The following is an 18716-nucleotide window of genomic DNA, read 5'->3' as shown; positions in this document are numbered from 1 at the left end:
CTAACCGTGCAGCGTCTGCAACCACTGCTCGCGATCGATGCGATAGAGCACATGGTGACGCAATGGATGATCAACCGCGAGCTTGGGGTGCTCGAAGTCATCCGCCGGATCATGCTGCATGCCGATGGCCTGCATGACCTTCTGCGACGGCAGGTTATCCACAGCAGTAAACGCCACCACTTCGTCCAGCCCCAGGCGGTCGAAGGCACAGCGCAGCGCTGTCCACGCCGCTTCGCTGGCATAACCAAGCCCCCAGTGTTCGCGGGCCAGGCGCCAACCGATTTCCACCGCCGGGGTGAAATGCGCGTCGAACCCGACCACGCCCAGCCCGGTGAAGCCAATGAAAGCGCCGGTGTCCTTGCGCTCCAGTGCCCACAAACCAAAACCATGCTCGGCAAAATGCCCGCGCACGCGGCCGATCAACGCAGCGCTTTCCAGGCGACTCAAGGGTGCCGGAAAATAACGCATCACTTGCGGATCGGCGGACATGGCCGCAAACGCCGGCAAATCATCGTCGCGCCATTGCCGCAATATCAGCCGTGCGCTTTCCAGTTCCAGTATCGGCTCCATCTTCACTCCCTTTCCATGCCCCAGAGTCTACATCGCTGGTAGGATCCGTCACTCATTCACCGCTGAAAACACCATGCCCCTGCCGCTTATCTATCACGAAGACTACAGCCCCGAGTTCCCAGCGGATCACCGCTTCCCCATGGACAAGTTCCGCCTGCTGCGCGACCACCTGGTAGAAAGTGGCCTGACGACAGATGCGGACCTGTTGCGCCCCGCCCTGTGCCCGCCAGAAATCCTCGCCCTGGCCCATGACCGCGCTTATATCGAACGCTACATGGGCGGTGAGTTGTCCCGCGAAGACCAACGGCGACTTGGCCTGCCCTGGAGCGAAGCCCTGGCCCGGCGAACGGTACGCGCGGTGGGTGGCTCGCTCCTGGCCGCCGAAAAGGCCCTCGAACACGGGTTGGCCTGTCATCTGGCCGGCGGCACCCATCACGCCCACTACGATCACCCGGCCGGCTTTTGCATTTTCAATGACCTGGCGGTGATCAGCCGCTACTTCCTGGCCAGCGGTCGCGTCTCGCGGGTGTTGATTTTCGACTGCGACGTGCACCAGGGCGACGGTACTGCTCGAATACTCCATGACACCCCGGACGCCGTGACAGTTTCCCTGCACTGCGAAAAGAATTTCCCGGCACGCAAGGCGCAAAGCGATTGGGACATTGCGCTGCCGATGGGCATGGACGATGCCGCTTACCTTAAAGTCGTGGACGATGCGCTCAATTACCTGCTGCCGCTCTACCAGCCGGACCTGGTGCTGTATGACGCCGGCGTCGACGTGCACAAGGACGACGCCCTCGGTTACCTGAAACTGACCGACGAAGGCCTCGCCGCCCGGGACGAGAGCGTGATGCGTCATTGCCTCGGGCGGGACATCCCCGTCGTCGGCGTGATCGGTGGTGGCTACAGCAAGGACCGCAAGGCCCTGGCCCGACGCCACGGGATCCTGCACCACAGCGCACAAAAGGTCTGGATGTCATCAGGCTGTCATTGAACGCTGGGCGCGTTACCCACAATGCCTGTGGAGCGGCCTGTGGATAACCTGAGCGAAACGGCTCGCAGCCTGTGTTGCCTATGGCTCGCAGGGGCTTGGTTGTTTTTTGATCACCTTAATTTAAGAACGCCACCTACCTTGTGGGAGCGGGCTTGCTCGCGAACGCGGTGTGTCAGTCGATATTTGCCTCACTGACACACCGCTTTCGCGAGCAAGCCCGCTCCCACAGGAATTTGTGCTGATAGAATGCCGCGCTATTCCTAGCTTCCGCAGTTCACACCATGACCTCGACCACCCAGCCTCCCTTCCCAAACATCGCCATCATCGGCGGCGGCCCTGCTGGCCTGATGGCGGCCGAGGTGTTGAGCCAGGCCGGTGTCCGGGTCGATCTGTACGACGGCATGCCCTCGGTGGGCAGGAAATTTCTCCTGGCCGGCGTCGGCGGCATGAACATCACCCACTCCGAAGCCTTCCCGGCCTTCCTGTCCCGCTACGGCGAACGCGCGTCGAATATCGCCCCGCTGCTGCGAGCATTCGGCGCGGATGAGTTATGCCAATGGATTCACGGCCTGGGCATCGACACCTTCGTCGGCAGCTCGGGACGGGTATTTCCAACCGACATGAAAGCCGCCCCGCTGCTGCGCGCCTGGCTCAAGCGTTTACGTGAGGCCGGGGTGGTGATCCACACCCGCCACCGCTGGCTCGGCTGGAACCCCGACGGCAGCCTGCGCATCGCCAGCCCGGAGGAGAAAAGAGTCTTGCGCCCGACGCGACATTATTGGCATTGGGCGGCGGCAGTTGGTCGCGCCTGGGCTCCGATGGTGCCTGGATGCTGCCGCTGGAACAGCGCGGCGTGGCCCTTGCGCCGCTGCAGCCGAGTAACTGCGGATTCGACGTGACGGCCTGGAGCGACCTGATGATCAGCAAATTCGCCGGCGCCCCGCTGAAGAACATCGCCATCGGCCTCAACGACGATGTGCCTCGCCTGGGCGAATGCGTCATCACCGCCACCGGCATCGAAGGCAGCCTGATCTATGCGCTGTCGGCAGCGATTCGTGAGGCCATCAACCAGCACGGCCGCGCGACCATTCATCTGGACCTGTTGCCGGGCCGGCCTGTGGATAAAATCCTTCAGGCCCTGAACAAGCCACGCGGGTCGCGCTCGATGGCCAAGCACTTGCACAGCCAGTTGGGGATCGACGGGGTCAAGGCAGCCTTGTTGCGCGAGCTGACATCCGTCGATTGCTTCGCCGACATGGCGCGGCTGGCGGAAGCGATCAAGACCTTGTCGGTCACGCTGGTGAAAACCCGTCCGCTGGACGAAGCGATCAGCAGTGCCGGCGGCGTGGCCTTCGAAGCGTTGGATGAACGGCTGATGCTCAAGCAGCTCCCCGGCGTTTTCTGCGCAGGAGAGATGCTCGACTGGGAAGCGCCAACCGGCGGCTACCTGCTCACGGCGTGCTTTGCCAGTGGTCGGGCGGCGGGGTTGGGGATGGTGGAGTTTCTACGAAACAGCGGGAAGTTATAAGCTGCAAGCTGCAAGCTGAAGACCATCGACATACAACTTGCGGCTTGCAGCTTGAAACTTGCAGCTGCCGTCAAGGCTTACGCTTACGCGGCCCAGTATTGAACACCGGCACTTTTCGCACCGGCTTGACCGACGGCTCCACCGGCCCCGAATCACCGCTGTCCACCCACTTGCCCAAGTTGCGCTTGCCGCCACCGCCCTGGGCTTTCGGTTTCTTCGGCTTCTTCGGTTTCTTGATCACTTGGCCGCTGGCATCGGTCTCCGGCACGCGGTGCTCAGGCTCGAAGTCCTGCTCCATCTGCCGGGGCAGTGTCTGACGGGTCAGGGTCTCGATGGCCGATAGCAGATTCACTTCATCGGCGCAGACCAGGGAAATCGCCTGCCCGGTGGCGCCCGCCCGGCCCGTGCGGCCGATGCGGTGGATGTAGTCCTCGGCGACGATCGGCAGGTCGAAGTTCACCACCAATGGCAAATCCTCGATATCCAAGCCACGGGCGGCGACGTCGGTGGCCACCAGGATCTGCACTTCGCTGGCCTTGAAGCGATCCAGAGCGCGCTGGCGGGTCGCCTGGGGTTTGTCACCGTGGATGCCATCGGCATTGACACCGAGGCCCTGGAGTTTTTCCACCAGCGCATCGACGCCGTTGCGGGTCTTGGCGAACACCAGCACCTGTTTCCACTTGTGCTTGCGCATCAGATGAATGAACAGCTCCGGCTTGCGCTTCTTGTCCACCGTCACCACCCATTGCTTGACGGTGTTGGCAGCCACGTTGCGCGGGCTCACTTCGATGCTCAGTGGGTCGTTGAGCATCTGCCCGGCCAACAGCCGGATCGCATCGGAGAAGGTCGCCGAGAACAGCAGCGTCTGGCGCTTCTTCGGCAGCGCCTTGTAGATGTTCGCCAGTTCCTCGGAAAAACCGAGGTCGAGCATGCGATCGGCTTCGTCCAGCACCAGGGTCTGCAACTGGTTGAATTTCAGCGCATTCTGGCGGAACAGGTCGAGCAAGCGGCCCGGCGTCGCCACCAGCAAGTCGACGCCTTTGCGCAACTTCATCATCTGCGGGTTGATGCTGACGCCGCCGTACACGGCGTAGGTGCTCAAGGGCAGGTTCTGCGCGTATTGGCGCACGCTTTCGTGGACCTGCTCGGCCAGTTCGCGGGTCGGCACCAGGATCAGCGCACGCACCGAGTTGGCGGCGACTTTCGGCCCTTCGGTGGTCAGCAACTGCAACAGCGGCACGGCAAAACCGGCGGTCTTGCCGGTGCCGGTCTGGGCCGCGGCCATCAGGTCGCGCCCGGCGAGCACGGCCGGCATGGCTTGGGCCTGGACCGGCGTCGGAGTCTGGTAGCCGAGCGTCTCGAGGGCGCGCAGCAGGGGTTCGATCAGGCCAAGGGTGGCGAAAGTCATGGAGGTACCGTAGGAAAAATCAGCGCAGGGTGTGCAATGCGCGGCAGTTTACCCTAAATCAGGATTCGGCCGGTGCAGGCTTGGGCTTGCGCCACTGCGGCAAGCCGATCAACACCACGGCGCTGATGATCACCAGCATCGCCAAGGCTTCTTCGATGCCAATGCTTTCTCCTGCGAAGACGATGCCCAGCAACACCGCCACCGCCGGGTTGACGTAGGCATAGCTGGTGGCCGCCGCCGGACGCACATGCTTGAGCAGGTACATGTAGGCATTGAAGGCGATGATCGAACCGAAACCGATCAGGTAGACCAGCGCGAACCAGCCTTCCAGCGGCGGCATGCTTTCCAGGCGTTCGCCACTGGCGAAGCTGCCGATCAACAGCACCACGCCGGCTACCAGCATCTCCACCGCGCTGGCCATGGCACCTGCGGGTAGTTGCACATGTTTGCTCAACACCGAACCGAAGGCCCAGGACGCCGCCGCAAACACCAGCAAAGCCGCCCCCAAAGGACTCGATTGCAGGTTGGAACCCAGGTTGAGCATGGCGATGCCGATCAATCCCAGCACAATCCCCGCCCACTCGAGACGGGTATTGCGTGCGCCCCAGAAATATCCGCAGAGCAAAGTAAACAATGGCACCGTCGCCACGGCCAGCGCCGCCACGCCCGAAGCCACGCCCGTATGCTCGGCGATACTCACCGCACCATTGCCGAAGGTCAGTAGCAACACGCCAATGAGCGCCCCGGCCTTCCATTGCGCCCAGGTCGGCGTCGGCGCGCCCTTCCACCGCAAGAAGCCGTACATCAACGACCCGGCGATCACAAAACGAATCCCCGCCAGCAGCAACGGCGGCCAATGCTCGACGCCGATGCGAATCACCAGGTAGGTCGAACCCCAGATGACATACAAGGCGAAAAAGGCAGCGATCAACGGCAACGGAAAACGGCGTGGGCCAGGCATGTTCAACTCGAAGTCAGGACGATGAAACCCATCATTCTAAAAAGGCGCTCGGCAGAAATTAAGTTACAAAATCTGTTTATCCGAGCCATACACTTTTCAAGGCACGACCAATACGACTGAACACAGACCAACCCTGTGGGAGCGAGCTTGCTCGCGATAGCTTTGGATCAGCCAACATAACATTGACTGATACACCGCAATCGCGAGCAAGCTCGCTCCCACAAAAGGTTTCGCGGTGCGTTCAGAACCCGCGATGGCGCTTGAGGTGTTCGTTGATCTTCGCCGTCGGCACTTTCTGCAAACTGCACAGCAGGTCATGGGACAACTCCCGCAACCCATGCTTCTGGCGCAATTCCGCAGCGAGGTGCGCGGTAAGGTTGGCGGCCATTTCGGCGTCGGCCATGGCCCGGTGAGCCTGGCCGGTGTGGGGCAGGCCGGCGAATGCGTTGAGCGTGCCAAGCTTGTGGTTCGGCGCCGATGGCATCAAGCGCCGGGCCAGCAACAACGAACAGGCAAAGTTCTGCAGGCGGGTGCGCTTGATGCGCCCCAGTTCGAAGTCCCAGAACTTCTGGTCGAACGCGGCGTTATGCGCCAGCAGCGGCGTGATGCCGACAAACTCGTTGACCTCGTTCATCACTTTTTCCGCAGGGGGAGCGCTGCGCAGCATGGCGTTGCTGATCCCGGTCAGTTGTTCGATGAAGGCCGGCACGCGAACACCGGCGTTCATCAGGCTCTGGTAACGGTCGACGATCCGGCCTTGTTCAAGGATCACCACGGCGATTTCCGTGGCCCGGCAACTGCTGCTCGGGGTGATGCCGGTGGTTTCAAAGTCGATGACTGCGATGCGTTCCAAACCTGTGGGGCTCCTTGAAGATCAATTCTTGAGCAGCAACGCGCCTTCGATGGGCACGTAGCGGCTGGCGGCGCGGATCAGCGAGTTGGCGGTCAGCCCCGGCACACCGTAGGCCACCGCTTGCACGCCGTGCTTGCTGATGATGCGTTCGAGCAGCATGTCGAAATCGCCGTCGCCGGAGGCCAGCACCACTTCATCGACATGGTCGGCAGCGTCCATGATGTCGAGCGTGATGCCCACGTCCCAGTCGCCCTTGGCCGAACCGTCGCTGCGTTGGATGTAGGGCTTGAGCTTCACGGTGAAGCCGAGGTTGCGCAGGATCTGCTGGAACTGCTGTTGCTTGCTGTCGCCGCGATCGATCGCGTAGGCATAGGCCTCGACGATCTGGCCCTGTTTGCTGACGTCAGCCCATAGCGCCGCGTAGTTGAAATGGCAGCCATAGGCTTGGCGCACGGTGTAGTAGAGGTTCTGGACATCGGCGAACACTGCGATTTTTTTCACCGCGTTTCCTCATGAATGCACACGCGTGCAGGCCAGCCGGCCCGAAAAGTCGCCCAGTATGCCAGCCTCGAGGAATGTTCCGCGAATAATCGGCCCGAGGCGCCCGGGCGCCTCGGACGAATGGCAGGTCAGACGAACGAGTCGTCGTCGCCGAAGAAGGACGAATCGTCGCCGTAGTCCGCGTCGCTGACACCGCCCGGGTCGTTGTCGTAGGAACCGTTGTCGGCCACGCGCTGGTCATCGCCCCAGCCGTTGTCGCCGCTGTTGGCCGTATCGTTGACGGGCTGGGCCGGTTCTTCCTTGAGGATCTCGACGATTTCCTGAGGCTGATTGCTGTGGAACAGACTGCTGATGCCCTGGGCCAGCATCACGCCACCGGCCACGCCCGCCGCGGTTTTCAAGGCGCCACCGAGGAAGCTGCTGGCCGCCGGGGCCGGCTGTTGCGGCGCGCCATAGTTGCCGGGCGCGGCACCAAAACCTTGCTGGGCCGGCGCGTTGAACGACGGCCGTCCCGGTTCACGCCAGCCGCCACCGCTGGGCGCTGGTGTACTTGCAGGATGCGAATCGCGGTTTCCGCCACCAAAAATACTCGAGAGAAAACCACCGCCGCCGCTGGGCGCCGAAGCCGGATTGCGAGCCTGCTGCAACTCGGCTTGCAATTGCTCGACCTGCTGGGCGAGTTGCTTGTTCTGCTCGTCCAGGCGCTTGATCGCCGCCTCTTGCACCAGAATCGCCTGGGCCATGAAATAGCCCGCCGCAGGCTGGTTGGCCAAGTGTTCCTTGATCCGCGCCTCAGCCTGGGCGTCGCGCGGGGCTGATTCCTTTTCGGCCTGTTGCAGCCGTGAAAACAGTCCATCGATCAGGGTTTGTTCTTCGCTGTTCATGGCGACCTCATCAGATTGCCGGATAAAAAACCAAGCCGGTCCACAAAAGACCGGTGCCCGTCAGTAATGGGGTCCGCCAGGAACCTTTCAATGGTCTTTACCTGATGTTTACGTTTGTTTATGCGGTCACCTGATGGGTAAAGTGTCGGACCGCTTTTTTGAACTGCGATACCGACCCATGAATCCCTTAGAAGTACTGCGTGACTCCTTGTATTTTTTCAAACGCCATCTGGGCCGCATCGCCCAGTTGTGCCTGCCGCTGGTGATCATTGAAGCGGTGCTGCAACAAGGAGTGGACAACGCCTTCGGGGCCGACGGTTTTTCCGGCTACAGCGTGATCGTCGGTCTATTGGTGTACCCGTTGTATACCGCAGCGTTGATTCTGTTCCTCGATGCCCGCAGCCGTGGCGAAGCCCCGCGGGCGCGCGACCTGCTCGCGGCCGCCCTGCTTCAATGGCCACGCTTCGCCTTGCTGACCGCCCTCAATACGCTGCTGATCCTGATTGGCATCTCATTGTATTTCCTGCCGGGGTTGTGGCTGATGGTGGTCCTGGCCTTTGGTGAATACCTGTTGGTGTTGAGGGGTATGTCGCCTCTGGCCGCCATGAAGGAAAGCGCGCGCCTGAGTCGAGGCCATTTCTGGCGAATCCTGCTGTGCATCCTGGCCGTAATGGTCCCGCTGTGGCTGCTCAAGGGCGCCAGCGTCTCGGTGTACCCTGCACCGCAGAACCCCTTGATCAGTCTGCTGATCGATAGCATTCACAGCTTCCTGCAACTGTTCACCACTGTGGTGTTGTTCCGAATGTTCATGCTGATTGCCGAAAAACCCGAGCCATGAGCCGTCTGCTGCGATACACCGTGCTGGGCCTGTTGTTGATCGTCGGCATCGGCGTCTTCTCGATCTATGGGCTGACCTGGCGTCCCCAGGCCCGGGAAGCGCTGCCCGTCAGTTGTGCCGCGGACGCCGCGCCGCTGATGCCCGGCCAGGCGTTGAAGGTGATGACCTGGAACGTCCAGTTCCTGGCCGGCAAGCGCTACGTGTTCTGGCACGACCTGGCCCAGGGCGACGATGAAAGCCCGACCCTCGAAGACATGGCCTTTAGCCTCGACGAAGTGGCGCGGGTCATTCGCGATGAACAGCCGGACGTGGTGTTGCTCCAGGAACTGGACAACGGTGCCAAGGCCAGCCATTACCAGGAACAACTCAAGCTGCTGCAGGAGCGCCTGGCCGACCTCTACCCATGCGGCACCAGCGCCTTCGACTGGAAAGCCGATTTCATCCCCAGCCCGCGCATCTTTGGCAGCGTTGGCCGGCAATTGGCGACGCTGAGTCGCTACCGCATCGACCATGCCGAGCGGGTGCAATTACCCGTGGCGGATGGGAGTTTCATCAGTCGTCAGTTCCAGCCGAAAAACGCCTTGCTGGTGAGTTACCTGCCACTGAGCGGCGGCGGCCAAGTGGCGGTGCTCAATACACACCTGGAGCGGGCGGCACGGCCGGACGACACCGCGCAGAAACAGATCGATGCCGTGTCCAAGGCTTTGGACAAGCTCGAATCCGCCAGCACGTCCTGGCTGATCGGTGGCGATTTCAACCTGTTGCCCCTGGGTCAATACCGGCGCCTGCCGGCTGGAACAGCGCTCGCCCTACTCCGCCGACAGCGAGCTGCATCTGTTGTGGGACAAATACCCGATGATCCCGACCAACAACGAGGCCAGCGGCATCGACCGCGAACACTGGCTCACCCACTACCCGAACGACCCGGGCCTCAACGGCCCCGACCGCACCGTCGACTACCTGTTCTACAGCCCACGCCTCAAGCGGGTCGAAGCCCAGGTCCGGCAGGACGACACCTTGCGCATCTCCGATCATTTGCCGGTGATTGCGCGGTTTTTGTTGCTCAAGCAGCGCCTTAGCCGACTCACCGCCAAACACCTGTGGGAGCAAGCTGGCTCGGCCCACAAGGATTTCGAGAGCAGCACGGCCCTGTGGCGAGGGAGCTTGTTCCCGCTTGAGTGCGCAGCGCTCATTGCTTTTGGGGCCCGCTGCGCGCGCCAGCGGGAGCAAGCTCCCTCGCCACAAAAGCTCTCAAGCATCACGCCACAGATCGATCAACGCTCCCACAGGCCTGCCGGCGCCAAAACGCATTACAGCGCCACCGGCGTAACCAGCCTCCCCTCTTCGAAATAGGTATCGAGATTTTCGAGAACCAGGTCCGCCATGGCTTGGCGGGTCTCGTGAGTACCGCTGCCAATATGTGGAAGCAATACGACGTTATCCATTTCCAGTAACGCGGCCGGAACATGGGGCTCGTCCTCGAACACGTCCAAGGCGGCACCGCCGATTTCCGACTCAAGGAGGGCCGTGACCAATGCCGCCTCATCGACGACACTGCCCCTGGCCACATTGATCAGAAAGGATTTGGGACCGAGCGCGCGCATGACCTGTCGATTGATCAGATGCCGGGTTTGCGGGCCGCCAGGAACGAGAACAACAAGGTAGTCCGCGGCAGTGGCCAGTGCTTGAAGGTCGGCGTAATGGGTATAGGAAACCTCGGCATACGGTCCATTGGGTCGATAATACGCGACGTTCATGTCGAAGGCCGAGACCCGTCTGGCGAGCGTCTTGCCGATCTTGCCCAAGCCTACGATGCCGCAGGTTTTACCGTGCAGGTCATTGCCCAAGGGGAATTTTGCCTCCCGCCATTTGCCGGCCCGCACGAAGCGCTCGGCCTCGCAGACTCTACGGGATACGCAAAGCATCAACGCCAGTGCCGTTTCGGCCACGCTGTTGTTGAGCACGTCCGGCGTATTGCTCAACTGGATACCACGACGGGCCAGGTAAGCCGTATCGAGAGCGTCATAACCGACACCGAAACTGGTAATCACCTCGAGATGGGGCAGCTGTTCCAGGACCTGATGGTCAGCCCCGTACACACCACTGGTTACAACCGCGCGTATAGAATCGCCATGTAAAGCGACCCAGTGGGTGAAGTCGGCAATCTCCCAGCGCTTGTGGACGCTGTAGTGTTCTTCCAACGACTGCATCAAGGATGGGTGCATGGGCCCCCATACCAGCACGTCCATTTTGAGATCGATCACGGTAGCTCCCCTTTCAAGGAGGCTCTGGATAGAGCCTCGCAAACCTATCCACTGCCGAACCGAGGAGATTCCTCAGGGACGGGCACCCACCTCGGTTTCCTGAACCGTCCACGGCTTGACTTGTTCGCTGAGCGTCAGCCCCAAACCGGGACGGGTGGGGACGAGCATCCGGCCGTCACGGGTCTCCAGGCGCTCGTTGAACAAAGGCTCAAGCCATTCGAAGTGCTCGACCCAGGGTTCGGTCGGATAGGCTGCCGCCAGGTGAACGTGCAGTTCCATGGCGAAATGCGGGGCCAGCATCAGGCCCGCTTGCTCAGCCATCGACGCGACCTTCAAGTAAGGGGTGATGCCGCCCACTCGTGGCGCGTCCGGCATCAAGAAGTCCGCGCCGCGCAGCTTGATGAATTCGGCGTGCTCGGCGACGCTGGTGAGCATTTCACCCGTGGCGATCGGCGTATCGAATTGTTGTGCCAACGCGGCGTGGCCTTCGGCGTCATAGCAGTCCAGGGGTTCCTCGATCCAGATCAGGTTGTACGCCTCGAACTGGCGGCACATGCGCTGGGCCGTCGGCCGATCCCATTGCTGGTTGGCATCGACCATCAGCGGGAAGTTGTCACCCAGGTGCTTGCGCACCGTGCTGACCCGCTCAATGTCGAGGGCACAATCCGGTTGTCCGACTTTCAACTTGATACCGCCGATGCCCTTTTCGCGGGACACGTCGGTATTTTTCATCAGTTGATCCAGCGGGGTATGGAGAAAGCCTCCCGAGGTGTTGTAGCAACGCACCGAATCGCGTTGGGCGCCGAGCAAACGGGCCAGCGACAAGTTGGCGCGCTTGGCTTTCAGGTCCCACAACGCCACGTCGAACGCCCCCAAAGCCTGGGTCGACATGCCACTGCGGCCCACCGAGGCGCCAGCCCAGCAGAGTTTGGTCCAGAGCTTGGAAATGTCACTCGGATTTTCGCCGATCAGCACCGGGGCGATTTCCTTGGCATGGGCGAATTGCCCCGGTCCGCCGGCACGTTTCGAGTAACTGAAGCCGAGGCCACGATGCCCCTCGAGGGTTTCAATTTCAGCGAAGAGGATGGCGATCTCGGTCATCGGTTTCTGCCGCCCGGTAAGCACCTTGGCATCACTGATCGGATTGGCCAGCGGCAAGATCACCGAAGCGACACGAACCCAGGCAATACGGTCGTCATCGGAGGACTTGGGAAGGTCTTTTGATACGAACATGTGTGCGCTCCTTGGACATTGAAAAGCGTTCAGGTGTGGAAGCTCCTGCCAGTCTATGATTGCGCAATCATAGACTGATCAAAAAAAAGCCCTCGCTCGATACAACCGAAGACCTTTGAATGGATACTACACTGATTGCGCAATCATTCAACCGAAGGCAACCGATAAACAGATTTTCAATTCAGGTGCTCGCGCGGTCGATCAAGGTGAAACCGGTGTCAATCCGCACCGTTTTCTGGGCCAAAGGGTTTTCGAATCGCTCAAGCAGCGCCTCGGCCACTTGCAAGCCGATGCGCTTGCCGTCGACGCTGACAGTCGACAACGCCGGGTAGACCTGCGCGGCACTGCTCAGATCCCCGAACCCCATGACGGCAAGGTCGCCGGGCACATTCAAGCCTTGGCTGGCGGCTTCGGCCAAAACGCCTTGAGCCACGGTGTCCGAGCTGCACACCACGATGTCGGGCCGCGGTGATTGGTCCAGCAGTCGCCGAAGCCCCTCTCGCCCGACTTCGAGCGTGGCAGGTGGCGCCAGGATTTCCATGGGCACTTGCTCGATTCCCTGGCGTTTCAGCTCGGCGATAAGGCTGTTGCAACGGCGCAGACCCCGGGGGTCGCTGATGGTCACCACGGAAAATCGCCTGTAACCCTTTTTCACCAGGTGTCGCGCGGTCTCCTCCCCCACCTTTTCGTGGGAAAAACCCACCAGCATGTCCAAAGGGTCCTCACTCAAGTCCCAGGCCTCAACCACGGGAATACCCGCCTGAGCGAGGCGCAAGCGGCTTGATTCGGTGTGAAGCGTACCGGTCAGTACGATGCCATCCGGACGCCGGCCGAGTACCGCCTCCAACAGTTTTTCTTCCTGCTCTGCGCTATAGCCTGTAAGGCCCAGCAGGGTCTGATAGCCCGCCTGGGTCAGGCGGTCCATCAACGATTGCACGGTGTCTGCAAAAATGGAGTTAGCGATAGTGGGAAGGAAAATCGCCACTAGGCGGCTTTTGTTGCTCGCCAAGCCACCGGCCAGCATGTTTGGCACATAACCCGACTGGCGCACCGCCTCCCGGACCTTTTCCCGCGTGTTCTCGCTCACCAGCTCCGGTCGATGCAAGGCCCTGGAAACGGTCATTGGCGAGACCCCGGCAATCTTTGCCACATCGATCAATGTCAAGCTGGCCCCTTTGTTGGCCGCTGTCATCGATGCTTCAGTGGTGGGCGTTGCGGGTTTCTTTGCCATGACATGTCCAAATCTGGAGCTGAGTAACCGAGGCTGCGTGGAAAAGCAGCTTATCCGTCGGTGAATTTACCATCTGCGACCCTGGCCAAGCCGGGGATTTTCACTTGCGCGGCTTGACCCGCGCCGTCGCTTCCGCCACCAACGGATCATCCGGCCAGTAATGCTTGGGATAGCGCCCCTTGAGATCCTTCTTCACCTCGGCATAGGTGCTGCGCCAGAAGTTCGCCAAATCCTGGGTCACTTGCACCGGCCGACGCGCCGGCGACAGCAGGTGCAGCTTGACCACCTGCCGTCCGCTGCGGCGATGCGCGGGGTATCGGCCAAGCCGAAAAGCTCCTGCAAGCGCACGGCAAGGATTGGCGGATGCTCGCTGTAATCCAGGCGAATCGACGATCCCGAAGGCACGTTCAAATGGTGGGGCGCCTGTTCGTCCAGGCGTTGCGGCAAAGGCCAGGGCAGCAGGTTGTGGACGATGCTCGACAAATCCAGGTTCGCGAAATGACTGAGTCGAGAGACGCGTCCCAGATACGGCATCAACCAATCCTCGAGACTGCCCAGCAATGCCGTGTCGCTGACATCCGGCCATTCGCTTTCGCCCTTGGCCTCCAGGTCGAGCCGGCGCAACAGCGCCACGCGCGCTTGCCATTGCCGCAACTCCGGCGTCCACGGCAGCAGCTCCAGGCCCTTGCGCCGCACCAGGTTGACCAGCGCCTGGCTGCGGGCTGCTTCATCCAGCCCGGCCAGCGGCTCGCGGCTGAGCACCAGTTCGCCGACCTTGCGCTGGCGTTCGGCCCGCAGCACGCCTTCGCGCTCGTCCCAGTCCAGTTGATCGACCGTCTGCACCTGCTCGGCCAGCACTGAATCGAACAGCGCCGGGTCGAAATCCGTCGCCAGGTAAATCCGCTCCTCCCGCTGGCCTTGGCGACTGCCCAATTCGGCGATCACCAGCCACGCTTGTTTCATCAGGCTATCCGCCTCGGCGAACAGCGCCGCACGACCATTGGCCAGGCGATACTCCGCACCGCCGGGGCGCCGTTGCTGGGCGACACGATCCGGATAGGCCAACGCCAACAATGCACCGAGCCAGCGTGGATGATCGGGATCGGCGACGGCTTCCCCGGCCTTGCCCCGTAGATAGCCGCGATATTGCCGGGCCAATTGCCGGGCCCGCTGCACGCCACCTTGGGCGCCGCGTGCCGCTCGCTCCTCGCCGGACAACAAGACCAGACGGCTGTGCAGATCTGCGCCGGCGCCGCGCAGGATGTCGCGCTCGCCAAGCAGCGCCGCCACGTTGCAAGCCATGTCCGCCAACCCCAGCGCCTGGCCACGCAACAGCAAGTGTGCGATACGTGGATGAGCCGGCAGCTCGGCCATGGCCTGGCCGTGGCGGGTCAGTTGGCCGCCATCGAGTGCGCCGAGACGTTGCAACAGATCCTGGGCCTGGGCATACGCGGCGGTCGGCGGAACGTCGAGCCACACCAACTGCTGCGGCGTCACGCCCCAACGCCCCAATTGCAGGGCCAACCCGGCCAGGTCCGCCGAAAGAATCTCGGCGCTGCCGTAGGCGGCCAACTGTTCGTGCTGGTCTTCGGACCACAACCGATAGCACACCCCTGGTTCCAGGCGCCCGGCTCGACCGGCCCGTTGGGTCGCGCTAGCCCGGGAGATGCGTTGGGTATCGAGACGGGTCATGCCGCTGCCCGGATCGAATCGCGGTACGCGGGCGAGCCCGGCGTCCACCACTACCCGCACACCGTTGATGGTCAGGCTCGTCTCGGCGATGTTGGTGGCCAGCACGACTTTACGTTGGCCGGGCGGCGCCGGATCGATGGCGGCGCGCTGGGCAGCGAGGTCCAGTTCGCCATGCAACGGGCACAGCAACACGTTGCCGCCGTCGCCGAGGGCATCGGCCAATTGTTGATGAACGCGACGGATTTCCGCTTGCCCAGGCAGGAACACCAGCACGCTGCCGGTTTCATCGTGCAGCGCCTCGAGCACGGTCTGCACCAGTCGCGGCTCGATAAATTCCCCAGGCTGGAATGGCCGGCCCCAGCGCACCGCCACCGGGAACATGCGCCCTTCGCTGCGCAGGATCGGCGCGTCGTCCAGCAGTCCGGCCAGACGCTCGCCTTCCAGGGTCGCGGACATCAACAGGATCTTCAGCGGCTGCTCTTCGCGAAACAGCTCCCGGCCATTGAGGCTCAGGGCCAGCGCCAGATCGGCGTCAAGGCTGCGCTCGTGAAATTCATCGAAAATCAGCAGCCCAACGCCTTCCAATGCCGGATCGTCCTGCAGGCGACGGGTGAGGATGCCTTCGGTGACCACTTCAATGCGCGTATGAGGCCCCACCTTGCTGTCGAGGCGAATCCGGTAGCCGACGGTTTCACCGACCTTTTCCCCGAGTTCGCTGGCCAGCCGCTCGGCCGCCGCCCGTGCCGCCAGGCGTCGGGGTTCGAGCATGAGGATGGTCTGCCCGGCCAGCCAGGACTCGTTCAACAGGGCCAAGGGAACACGGGTGGTTTTACCAGCGCCAGGGGGCGCTTCGAGCACCGCTTCGTGGCGCTTGGCCAGGGCTTGGCGCAGCGCGGGTAAAACTTCATCAATCGGCAAGGAAATCATGCTGGCTCCAAAACAGAGGGCCGAGTATAACGGCGAACTGTTTAGCGTGGTCTGGACTCCAACCAGCAACGCCCATACCTGCTCAGGAGATTGCTATGCGTATTCCCTTTCGCGTGATCGGCGGCGTCCTGGTCGCCACCCTGCTGACCCAGATCAGCGCGTGTGGCTCGATCTTCTACCCGGACCGTCGCGGCCAGATCGAAGGCAAGATCGACCCGGCCATCGCCGCGCTCGATGCCGTCGGCCTGTTGTTCTACATCATCCCCGGCCTGATCGCCTTTGCCGTGGACTTCGCCACCGGCGCGATTTATTTCGAGCCGGGCAAGAGCGTCCAGATCGACCCGGAGAAACTCAAGCCAGCCATCAACCCCGACGGCACGGTCAACAATCACAAGCTGCAAGCCATCCTTGAAAGCGAACTGGGCCGCAGCTTCCCGCTGGACGATCCACGCCTGATCCAGCACAAGGGCAACGTTCAACAACTGGCCACCCTCGGTCTGAAACCCGCTGCTTGAAGCAACCCAAGGATGATCGCGTCATGACCACTGGTGCCGAACACGCTCGCCTGCTACGCCTGGCCACCCGGGCGTCGGTGGCCGTGGCGCTTATCCTTGTCGCCGCCAAGGCGCTGGCCTGGTGGTTGAGCGGTTCGGTGAGCATGCTCGCCGGCCTGACCGACTCGGCGCTGGACGGCGTCACTTCGTTGCTCAATCTGCTGGCGGTGCATTACGCGCTGCGCCCTGCCGACGACGATCACCGCTACGGGCATGGCAAGGCTGAGTCCTTGGCGGGCATGGCCCAGGCGCTGTTTATCGGCGGCAGTGCGGTGCTGATTGCCTTGCAGGCCTTCGAGCGGCTGAAAAACCCGTTGCCCGTGGAAGCGCCTTGGCTGAGCGTCGGCGTGATCGTGTTTTCCCTGGTGCTCACCTTGGCGCTGCTGGCGTTGCAGCATCGGGTCGTGCGCGCCACCGGCTCCAACGCGGTGCGCGCCGATTCGCTGCATTACCGTTCGGACTTGTTGCTCAACGGCAGCATCCTGGTCGCGCTGGTCCTGGCCGGGTTCGGTTGGTATCAACTCGACGCCTGGTTCGGCCTGGGGATCGCCCTCTATATTCTGTGGAGCGCGGTGCAGATCGCCCGGGAAAGCTTCGCGGTGCTGATGGATGAAGAACTGCCACCGGACGTCAGCCAGCACATGCTGGAACTGGCATGCGCCGTACCCGGCGTGGTCGGTGCCCATGACCTGCGCACGCGGATCTCCGGCAACCATTGGTTCGTGCAGTTGCACTTGGAATTGCCGGGGGAACTGACCTTGTCAGTCGCCCACGGCATCAGCGACCAGGCCGCCGACGCGATTCACCGCGCGTATCCGAAGGCCGAAGTGCTGGTGCATGCCGATCCGCTGGAAGTGGTGAAGCCCACCAGCGCTTGATGCCGAGCACCGGGCCCCGTGGCGAGGGAGCTTGCTCCCGCTCGGTTGCGCAGCGACCGTAAAATACAGGGCCTGCTGCGCAGGCCAGCGGGAGCAAGCTCCCTCGCCACAAGAGCAATACCGGCTCCATCAGAACTCAGTACGTCACTTGATACCCACGGCTACTCAAGCAACTCCCCTCGGCCTGGCGATAGGTCTGCACCACCTCCGGCGCCGGTGGGTAGGTGTAGTTGCGCGGATCGAAACCACTCTGCTGCACCGCCCAGCGATAGCAATCGTAGCCGTCCTGGTTGACCTGCTCGGGAGACTGGCCGTTGGCCGGGTAAGCCACCACGTCAAAACTGTTGCCCTGGGGTTGTGGCTGCGGGTTGGCGGCCGGCGCCTCGACCACGACGTAATCCCGGGTATTGGCTTCGTAGATGTAATACGCGCCGAGCGGCGAGGAAGAACAGCGAACTGCCGATCCAGACCTCACGGGCATAGTCCGGCAGATAGCGCGTGCGAATCCCCCGTGGCGGCTGGACCACGACATAACGCGGGCCTTGCGGGCGATACCAGTAGCCACCGGAATAGAAATAATCCTGGCCGCGATAAGGCACGCGGTAGTTGCGATCCGGGAAACGATCGATCACATACCCAGGCCGATACTGCGGCCCCGGGCCCCAGCCATTGCCATGCCCGTCCGGCCGACCGGGCCAATGTTGCTCGGGACGCCCCTCATGACCAGGACGAGGCCCGCCGTTCGGATAGCTGTCGTTGCGGCGCGGAATATCGCGGTAGTACCCCGGTTGCGGTTCACGGGTCTGGGTCACGCTGTCGGGCCGCCCCTGGATCGGCAAATGATTGCCCGGTGGCTGCTGCGGCGGGCGACCTTGGACGTTGGGGTCCTGCGGCGGACGTTCGTAGTGTTGCCCGCCCTGGTATTGCGGCTTGACCTCGAACTGTCGGCTGTTGTCGCCCCGGATGATCTCGTTGTTTTGCTGCCTGGGTTGGCCTGAATAACCCTGGCCGTTGCCGCCTCGCCCGTCCTGGCCGTGACCACCGTCGGGGCCGCCACGGTTTTGCTGATCGTCGGCCACTCCCTGCGCACTGACACTTGCCCACAACAGACCAACACCTGCCAAACGCCAGATGCGCGACTTCATGAAATTCCTCACAACGGTTCGGGGCCTGAAGGTAAGACTGGAAAAGCCCAGGCCGGTTCTGCGACAGGTTATCAGGCGCGGGGTTTATTTCGCAGGCATAAAAAAGGGAGGCCCGTCGGCCTCCCCTTGAGAACTTCGTCCGTGCGCGACGCTTATGACGTCGGCTCACCTCACGCCGTCTTCTGGACAGTGTGCAGCTCGGGGGTCTGCCAGTACCGGTGGGTACTGCGACCGCAGCCGGCCGGATTGGGCGGG

At 62.3% G+C, this 18716-nt stretch carries 14 protein-coding genes and 3 pseudogenes; 6 read left to right on the top strand and 11 right to left on the bottom strand.

Annotated features, from left to right (window positions below; all coding sequences use genetic code 11):
* Complete coding sequence (locus AB4N42_RS07275; RefSeq protein ID WP_030140332.1) at nt 1-570, bottom strand: GNAT family N-acetyltransferase; 570 nt, start codon at nt 568-570, stop codon at nt 1-3.
* Between the two features lie 73 nt (nt 571-643).
* On the opposite strand from AB4N42_RS07275, the gene AB4N42_RS07270 reads away from it, so the two are divergent.
* On the top strand, nt 644-1564 hold the full coding sequence (locus tag AB4N42_RS07270) for a histone deacetylase family protein (RefSeq protein ID WP_460116026.1): 921 nt from the start codon (nt 644-646) through the stop codon (nt 1562-1564).
* A 281-nt stretch (nt 1565-1845) separates the two neighbouring features.
* Nucleotides 1846-3092, top strand: a pseudogene (locus AB4N42_RS07265) (TIGR03862 family flavoprotein).
* A gap of 70 nt (nt 3093-3162) precedes the next feature.
* On the opposite strand, the gene AB4N42_RS07260 reads toward AB4N42_RS07265, so the two are convergent.
* The 5 genes from AB4N42_RS07260 to AB4N42_RS07240 form a co-directional block, all read right to left on the bottom strand.
* The gene (locus AB4N42_RS07260; protein ID WP_460116025.1) at nt 3163-4500 is read right to left on the bottom strand and encodes a DEAD/DEAH box helicase; all 1338 of its coding nucleotides are present in this window, start codon (nt 4498-4500) and stop codon (nt 3163-3165) included.
* A 58-nt stretch (nt 4501-4558) separates the two neighbouring features.
* A complete protein-coding gene (gene yedA / locus AB4N42_RS07255) occupies nt 4559-5461 on the bottom strand; it encodes a drug/metabolite exporter YedA (RefSeq protein WP_460116024.1) in 903 nt (300 codons plus the stop codon).
* 241 nt (nt 5462-5702) lie between these two features.
* Nucleotides 5703-6314 (bottom strand): 3'-5' exonuclease, encoded by a 612-nt coding sequence (locus AB4N42_RS07250; protein WP_460116023.1) that lies wholly within the window; start codon nt 6312-6314, stop codon nt 5703-5705.
* Nucleotides 6315-6335: 21 nt separating this feature from the next.
* Nucleotides 6336-6815, bottom strand: a complete 480-nt coding sequence (locus AB4N42_RS07245; protein WP_030140338.1) for a LabA-like NYN domain-containing protein — start codon at nt 6813-6815, stop codon at nt 6336-6338.
* A gap of 128 nt (nt 6816-6943) precedes the next feature.
* Nucleotides 6944-7699 carry a DUF2076 domain-containing protein gene (locus AB4N42_RS07240; RefSeq protein WP_030140339.1) on the bottom strand — a complete coding sequence of 252 codons (756 nt, stop codon included), beginning with the start codon at nt 7697-7699 and terminating at the stop codon, nt 6944-6946.
* A gap of 178 nt (nt 7700-7877) precedes the next feature.
* Between AB4N42_RS07240 and AB4N42_RS07235 the strand changes: the two genes are divergently transcribed.
* Nucleotides 7878-8537 (top strand): YciC family protein, encoded by a 660-nt coding sequence (locus AB4N42_RS07235; protein WP_030140340.1) that lies wholly within the window; start codon nt 7878-7880, stop codon nt 8535-8537.
* On the top strand, nt 8534-9616 hold the full coding sequence (locus AB4N42_RS07230) for an endonuclease/exonuclease/phosphatase family protein (protein ID WP_460116022.1): 1083 nt from the start codon (nt 8534-8536) through the stop codon (nt 9614-9616). The genes AB4N42_RS07235 and AB4N42_RS07230 overlap by 4 nt, the downstream gene beginning before the upstream one ends.
* A 231-nt stretch (nt 9617-9847) precedes the next feature.
* On the opposite strand, the gene AB4N42_RS07225 is transcribed toward AB4N42_RS07230, so the two are convergent.
* The 4 genes and pseudogenes from AB4N42_RS07225 to hrpB form a co-directional block, all read right to left on the bottom strand.
* The gene (locus AB4N42_RS07225) at nt 9848-10801 is read right to left on the bottom strand and encodes a 2-hydroxyacid dehydrogenase (protein WP_030140342.1); all 954 of its coding nucleotides are present in this window, start codon (nt 10799-10801) and stop codon (nt 9848-9850) included.
* 72 nt (nt 10802-10873) lie between these two features.
* Nucleotides 10874-12034: an L-talarate/galactarate dehydratase gene (locus AB4N42_RS07220; RefSeq protein ID WP_030140343.1), complete on the bottom strand. Its 1161-nt coding sequence runs from the start codon at nt 12032-12034 to the stop codon at nt 10874-10876.
* 181 nt (nt 12035-12215) lie between these two features.
* Nucleotides 12216-13265, bottom strand: a complete 1050-nt coding sequence (locus AB4N42_RS07215; protein ID WP_030140344.1) for a LacI family DNA-binding transcriptional regulator — start codon at nt 13263-13265, stop codon at nt 12216-12218.
* Between the two features lie 100 nt (nt 13266-13365).
* Nucleotides 13366-15884, bottom strand: a pseudogene (hrpB, locus tag AB4N42_RS07210) (ATP-dependent helicase HrpB).
* A gap of 95 nt (nt 15885-15979) precedes the next feature.
* On the opposite strand from hrpB, the gene AB4N42_RS07205 reads away from it, so the two are divergent.
* On the top strand, nt 15980-16399 hold the full coding sequence (locus tag AB4N42_RS07205) for a hypothetical protein (RefSeq protein WP_030140346.1): 420 nt from the start codon (nt 15980-15982) through the stop codon (nt 16397-16399).
* Nucleotides 16400-16422: 23 nt separating this feature from the next.
* Nucleotides 16423-17316, top strand: coding sequence for a cation diffusion facilitator family transporter (locus AB4N42_RS07200; RefSeq protein ID WP_030140347.1), 894 nt, complete (start codon nt 16423-16425; stop codon nt 17314-17316).
* A 136-nt stretch (nt 17317-17452) separates the two neighbouring features.
* On the opposite strand, the pseudogene AB4N42_RS07195 reads toward AB4N42_RS07200, so the two are convergent.
* Nucleotides 17453-18461: pseudogene (locus AB4N42_RS07195) on the bottom strand (DUF6515 family protein).
* Nucleotides 18462-18716: the final 255 nt, after the last annotated feature.

The sequence above is a fragment of the Pseudomonas sp. H2_D02 genome, from assembly GCF_054677635.1.
This window is presented reverse-complemented; position numbering and strand designations above follow the sequence as displayed.